The sequence below is a fragment of the Micromonospora sp. NPDC002411 genome (genome assembly GCF_053592955.1).
The window spans coordinates 1-6,478 of sequence record NZ_JBSFBM010000363.1 but is presented as its reverse complement, the minus strand read 5'-3'; the positions used below and the strand labels follow the sequence as shown (position 1 = coordinate 6,478).

Here is a 6,478-nt window from a genome sequence, read left to right as displayed (position 1 = left end):
GCACGCGGCGGTCCAGTTTCTCACCACCGGCGCACTCGACCGGATCAAGGGATGCGGCGGGGCACCGCTCGGGGTGCGGTGGCTGGGACCCCGGGCACCGCTCGGGGTGCGGTGGCTGGGACGCGGCCGCCGGCATCTGACAGGATTCCGGCATGGCCGAATATCTCGTCCTCGCTCTGGTCCTGCTCGGTGTGCTGATCGCCGGCACAGTCGGGCTGGTCGTCCCGCGACTGCGGCGGCGACCCGAGCCCCCGTTGCCGCGCACGGAGGTCGACACCAGGGCAGAGGAGGATCTCGCCGGCCCGCCGGTCGAGGCACCGGAGTCCGATCTGTCCACCGGCGTCCTGGTCGAGCCGCCGCCGGTCATCGAGGCGCCCGTCGAGGTGCCCGAGCCGACCGCCGGGCGGCTGGTCCGGCTCCGCTCGCGGCTGTCCCGCTCGCAGAACGTCTTCGGCAAGGGCCTGCTCGGCCTGCTCGCCCGCGACCACCTCGACGAGGACGTCTGGGAGGAGATCGAGGACAGCCTGATCACCGCCGACGTCGGCGTCGACGCCACCCGCGACATCGTCGACCGCCTCCGTGAGCGCACCCGGGTGCTCGGCACCCGCTCGGCCTCCGAGCTGCGGGCACTGCTCGCCGCCGAGTTGGTCAACGCCCTCGACCCGAGCATGGACCGGTCGTTGCGGACCGCTCCGAAGGACGGCGTGCCAGCGGTGGTCCTGGTCGTCGGCGTCAACGGCGCCGGCAAGACCACCACCTGCGGCAAGATCGCCCGGGTGCTCGTCGCCGACGGCCGCAGCGTGCTGCTCGGCGCCGCGGACACCTTCCGGGCCGCCGCCGCCGACCAGCTGGAGACCTGGGGCTCGCGCGTCGGGGCGGAGACCGTCCGGGGGCCCGAGGCCGCCGACCCGGCCAGTGTCGCCTTCGACGCGGTCAAGCGCGGCATCGACACCGGCGTGGACACCGTGCTCATCGACACCGCCGGCCGGCTGCAGAACAAGGTCGGCCTGATGGACGAGCTGGGCAAGGTCAAGCGCGTGGTGGAGAAGCAGGGCCCCATCGACGAGACACTGCTCATCCTGGACGCCACCACCGGTCAGAACGGCCTGGAGCAGGCCCGGGTCTTCACCGAGGTGGTCAACGTGACAGGTGTGGTGCTGACCAAGCTCGACGGCACCGCGAAGGGCGGCATCGTGATCGCAGTGCAGCGCAAACTCGGCATCCCCGTGAAGCTGGTCGGCCTCGGCGAGGGCAAGGACGATCTGGCCCCGTTCGACCCGGCGCAGTTCGTGGACGCGTTGCTGGGGACCGAGGCCGCCGGACGGGACGCGTAGTCTCGGGTGTCCAGTGACAACCGCGCATACGCGGGCTGGCGTGAACCCGGCCACCCTTCGCAGCGCCTCGGGAGACCGTACGTGACTTCGCAGGAGATCCCGCTGCACGGCGGCAACGTGAGCACCGTCGTCCGCGTCGGTGACACGGTCCGCCGCAACGCCGGGCCGTGGACACCGTCCGTGCACGCCCTGCTGCGCCACCTGGAGTACGTGGGCTTCACCGGCGCCCCGCGAGCGCTCGGCATGGACGAGCGCAACCGTGAGGTGCTGTCGTACCTGGAGGGGGAGTGCGGGGAGTACCCGCTCGCCCCGCACTGGGTGACCGACGAGGCGCTGGTCACCGTCGCCACGATGCTCCGGATGTTCCACGACGCGCAGTACGGCTTCACTCCGCCGGCGAGCGCGGTCTGGCGCTCGTTCGGCCCCCCGCCACCGGACACCGAGGTGATCTGCCACCACGACGCCGCGCCGCACAACGTGATCTGGCGGCCGGACGGCACCCTCGGGCTGATCGACTTCGACCTCGCCTCGCCCGGCGCACGGATCTACGACGTGGCGTACGCGGCCTGGACCTGGGTGCCGATCTTCGCCGACCGGGACTCGATCACGCTGGGCTGGAAGCACCCGGACCGGCCCCGCCGGCTCCGGCTCTTCGCCGACGCGTACGGGCTGATCCCCCGGGACCGGCACCGGCTGATCCGGACCATCCGTAAGCGGATCGTGGACCACGTCGAGGGCATCCGCCGGATGGCCGCCGCCGGTGAGCCGGCGTTCGTCCGGATCGTGCACAAGGGCCACCTACGCCGACCGATGCGCGATCTCCGGCTGCTCGACTACGAGCGGCACGCGCTGGAGAACGCCCTCCGCTGAGGGCCGACCGGTCGATGCTCGGGCGGTTCCGTCGAGCGGACCGGTCGATGGGTCGGGCCGGTCGGCCATCGACGTCCACCGTCCGGGCGATCCACCACCATCCATGCCGCTGAGTGTGCGGAGTTCGTGACACGTACGAAACAACCCGTCACGAACCGGAAACCCGCGCGGGACCCTGGGTGAAACAGCCGGCCGCGAAGCTTCCGCGCAACCGGCCTACGGGCGACGCTGCCCCGGAAAGCCGCGAAGGAGGACTTCACCCTTTAGGAGGCCAGCGTGCCTGAAGCACCGACGATCGACGGCGCCAATACCACGTGGCTGCTGGTTTCGACCGCGCTCGTGCTGCTCATGACCCCCGGACTGGCGCTGTTCTACGGCGGCCTCAACCGGGCCAAGGGCGTACTCAACATGATGATGATGAGCTTCTCCGCCATCGGGCTCATCTCGATTCTGTGGTGGTTCTACGGTTTCAGCGTCGCCTTCGGGACCGACGTGAACGGCTTCTGGGGCGACCCGGGCGCGTACCTCGGCACCAAGACCTTCCTCGCCGAGACCGACCTGTGGGGTGCCACGGCGGAAAACCCCAGCGGCATCGGGGTTCCGCTCTACGTGTTCATGGCCTTCCAGATGGTCTTCGCGGTGATCACCGTCGCGCTGATCAGCGGCGCCATCGCCGACCGGGCCAAGTTCGCCGGCTGGCTGCTGTTCGCCTTCGGCTGGGCCACCCTGGTCTACTTCCCGGTCGCCCACTGGGTGTGGGGCGGCGGCATCATCGGCGCCGACATCCACGCGCTGGACTTCGCTGGTGGCACCGCGGTGCACATCAACGCCGGTGCGGCGGCCCTGGCCGTGGCGCTGGTGCTCGGTAAGCGGCTCGGTTGGCCGCGCGAGGGCATGAAGCCGCACAACATTCCGCTGGTCGCGCTCGGTGCGGGTTTGCTGTGGTTCGGCTGGTTCGGGTTCAACGCCGGCTCCGAGCTGACCGTCGACTCGGTCGCCGGCCTCGCCTTCATCAACACCCAGCTCGCCACGGCGGCGGCGGTGCTCGGCTGGATCGCTGTCGAGTGGGTCAAGGACCGGAAGCCGACCATGGTCGGCGCCTCGTCCGGTGCCGTCGCCGGCCTGGTCGCCATCACCCCGGCCTGTGGTTTCATCGCCCCGTGGGCTGCCGTCCTGCTTGGCATCGTCGCGGGCGCCGTCTGCGCGCTGGCCGTCAGCCTCAAGTACAAGCTCGGCTACGACGACTCGCTCGACGTCGTCGGCGTGCACTTCGTCGGTGGCTGGATCGGGTCGCTCTGGCTCGGCCTGTTCGCCACCAACTCGGTCAACGCCGCCATCAGCGACGTGGTGGGTGCCTCCGACGGGCTCTTCTACGGCGGCGGCGTGACCCAGCTCGGGCGGCAGGCGCTCGCCGGCCTGATCGTCACCGTCTGGTCGTTCGGCATCGCCTGGGTGCTCGCCTTCGTCATCGAGAAGACGATCGGCTTCCGGGTCAAGGCCGAGGCGGAGGTCGAGGGCATCGACATCGGCGAGCACGCCGAGAGCAGCTACGACCTGTCCCCGGCCGGTGGCGGCACGGGCGGCGCATTCGCGATGGCCGGCATCGGAACCCCCGGTGGCAGCCCGACGAGTGGTGCCAAGCCGGAGGCGGAGCCCGCCGAGCCGGTCAACGAGAAGGTCGCCGGTTAACGTTCCTGGGATGGAGGGGTTGGACATGAAGCTGGTGACCGCGGTCATCAAGCCGTACCAATTGGACGCGGTGAAGGAGGCCCTGCACGCCCTCGGGGTGGCCGGGCTGACCGTCAGCGAGGTTCAGGGGTACGGGCGGCAGAAGGGGCACACCGAGGTCTACCGGGGTGCCGAGTACACGGTCGAGTTCCTGCCCAAGATCCGGGTCGAGGTGCTCACCGACGAGATCGACGTCGACAAGGTGGTGGACGCCATCGTGGGGGCGGCCCGCACGGGCAAGATCGGTGACGGCAAGGTCTGGGTCACCGGTGTCGAGGAGGTCGTCCGGGTGCGTACCGGCGAGCGCGGCCTAGACGCGCTCTGACGACGACATGACCTCGTTGATCAGGAAGAACGCGTCAGGGCACGCCGCCGACGGTGACGCGAACCTCTTGGTCAACGAGGTCGTCGGCATTACCGGGGGGATCGGAGAGGCTGCCCGGCTCTCCCGGGCGGCGGCGTACGACGTGTTCCTGCGCGGCCTGCTTCCGGCGCGGGACGGGGTGGCGCTGCTCGCCGTCGGTGGGTTGGGTCGGCGGCAGTGTGCCCCGTACGGCGACCTCGACCTCGTTCTGCTGCACGCCGGGGTGCCCGGCATCGACGAGGTGGCCGCCTCGGTCTGGTACCCGATCTGGGACGCGGGCCTGCGGCTCGACCATTCGGTGCGGACCGTCTCCGAGGCGCTGTCCGTGGCCCAGGACGACGTCAAGGTCGCCCTCGGGCTGCTCGACGCGCGCCTGGTGGTGGGCGACCGGGCGTTGGCCGACTCGCTGATCCGCACCGCCGCCGACCACTGGCGGCGCACCGCCGTCCGGCACCTTCCCGGCCTGCGGGAGGTGACCGAGGCCCGCTGGCAGGCCCACGGCGAGTTGGCATTCCTGTTGGAGGGTGACCTCAAGGAGGCCGCCGGCGGTCTGCGCGACGTGGGGCTGCTGCGGGCGATCTCCGCCGCCGGCATCACCGACGCGATGCGTCCCGCCGTGCGCGCGGCTCACCTGCGCCTGCTGGACACCCGCGACGCCCTGCACCAGCAGGTAGGCCGCCGGGTCGACCGGCTGGTCGCCCAGGAACGCGACGGAGTGGCACGCCTGCTCGGGCTGCGACAACTCCAGCCCGGCGCGTCTGACGCCGCTCGGCAGCCTGGAGTCGTCGTGGAGGACGGTGACGCGCTCCTGCGTCGGGTCGCCGGTGACGCGCGCACGGTCAGCCACGCGTTGGACGACGCGTTCCGGGCCGCCGACCGCTTGCGCTCCGGCCGCTCTCGCAATGGTGGTGGGCGCCCCGTGCGTCGCCCGGTGGCCCGCGACGTGGTGGAGCACGACGGTGAGCTGGTGCTGGCCCGGACGGCGATCGGGGCACGCCCCGACCCGAGCCTCTCCCTGCGGGTGGCCGCCGCGGCGGCCGCGACCCGACTGCCGATCGCCCGAGCCACCTGTGAGTGGCTGGCGGCGTACTGCCCGCCGCTGCCCGCGCCCTGGCCGGCTGATGCCCGGGCCGCCCTGACCACCCTCCTCGGCGCAGGTCCCGGTCTGGTGCCCGCCTGGGAGACCTGCGACAGGTACGGGCTGGTCGACAACTGGCTGCCCGAGTGGACCCGGTTGCGCAGCCTGCCGCAGCACAACCCCGTGCACCGCTACACCCTCGACCGGCACCTCGTGCAGACCGCCTACGAGGCCAGCCGGCACGCCCGCGACGTGGAGCGCCCCGACCTTCTGCTCCTCGGCGCGCTCCTGCACGACATCGGCAAGGGACTCACCGGTGACCACAGCACCGTCGGTGTGCCACTGGCCCAGGCGGTGGCGACCCGGATAGGTCTGCCTCCCGCCGAGGTCGAGCTGATCGGCACGCTGGTCCGGTTGCACCTGCTGCTGCCCGACGTGGCCACCCGCCGGGATCTGGCCGACCCGGTCACCATCGCCTCGGTGGCCGAGGCGGTGGGGGACACCGGCACCCTCGACCTGCTGCACGCGCTGGTCCGTGCCGACGCGGCGGCGACCGGGCCGGCGGCCTGGTCGGACTGGAAGGGTCGACTCGTCGCCGAGCTGGTCGCCCGGGTCCGCACCGCGCTGGACACCGGCGTACTCCCCGAGCCGCCCACCCCGGACCCGGCGCTGCTGGACGGGCCGCTGCCGGTCGTCCACATGACCGGCGACCGGGTGTCGGTCGCCGCGGCCGACCGGAGGGGCCTACTCGCCACGGTGGCGGGCTGCCTGGCCCTGCACCGGTTGGAGGTGATCTCCGCGGACGCCTCGGTGTTCGACGGCCGCGCCCTGGTCGAGTGTCGCGTGCAACCGCGCTACGGCCTCCCGCCGGACCCGGTCCCGCTCCGCGCCGACCTGCGTCGGGCCGTCGCCGGCGACGTGTCGGTGACCCAGCGGCTGCGCGGCCGTGCGCTCGCCGCCCGGGGCGGCGGGGCTGCCCCCCGGGTCGTCTGGCACCGCGAAGCCGGATCCGGAAGGCCTGAACGCGGGGTCTGCGAAACCGTTACGAAGACGTGGGCAATCTTGTCGATGTCCGTCACAGGTGAATCGGCCAGACGGTCCTTA

At 71.8% G+C, this 6,478-nt stretch carries 5 protein-coding genes; all 5 read left to right on the top strand.

The genetic code is table 11. The features are described from left to right. The first annotated feature begins 152 nt into the window (after nt 1-152). Nucleotides 153-1,334, top strand: a complete 1,182-nt coding sequence (ftsY, locus tag ACWCO3_RS29600) for a signal recognition particle-docking protein FtsY (RefSeq protein ID WP_145785096.1) — start codon at nt 153-155, stop codon at nt 1,332-1,334. 6 nt (nt 1,335-1,340) lie between these two features. Further along, a complete protein-coding gene (locus ACWCO3_RS29595) occupies nt 1,341-2,204 on the top strand; it encodes a phosphotransferase (protein WP_208745086.1) in 864 nt (287 codons plus the stop codon). A gap of 276 nt (nt 2,205-2,480) precedes the next feature. After that, entirely contained in the window at nt 2,481-3,893 is a 1,413-nt protein-coding gene (locus ACWCO3_RS29590) for an ammonium transporter (protein ID WP_145785094.1), read from the top strand. A 25-nt stretch (nt 3,894-3,918) separates the two neighbouring features. Further along, the gene (locus tag ACWCO3_RS29585) at nt 3,919-4,257 is read left to right on the top strand and encodes a P-II family nitrogen regulator (protein ID WP_172862163.1); all 339 of its coding nucleotides are present in this window, start codon (nt 3,919-3,921) and stop codon (nt 4,255-4,257) included. Nucleotides 4,258-4,264: 7 nt separating this feature from the next. Continuing rightward, on the top strand, nt 4,265-6,478 hold a 2,214-nt coding region (locus ACWCO3_RS29580), incomplete at its 3' end, for a [protein-PII] uridylyltransferase (protein ID WP_450013170.1).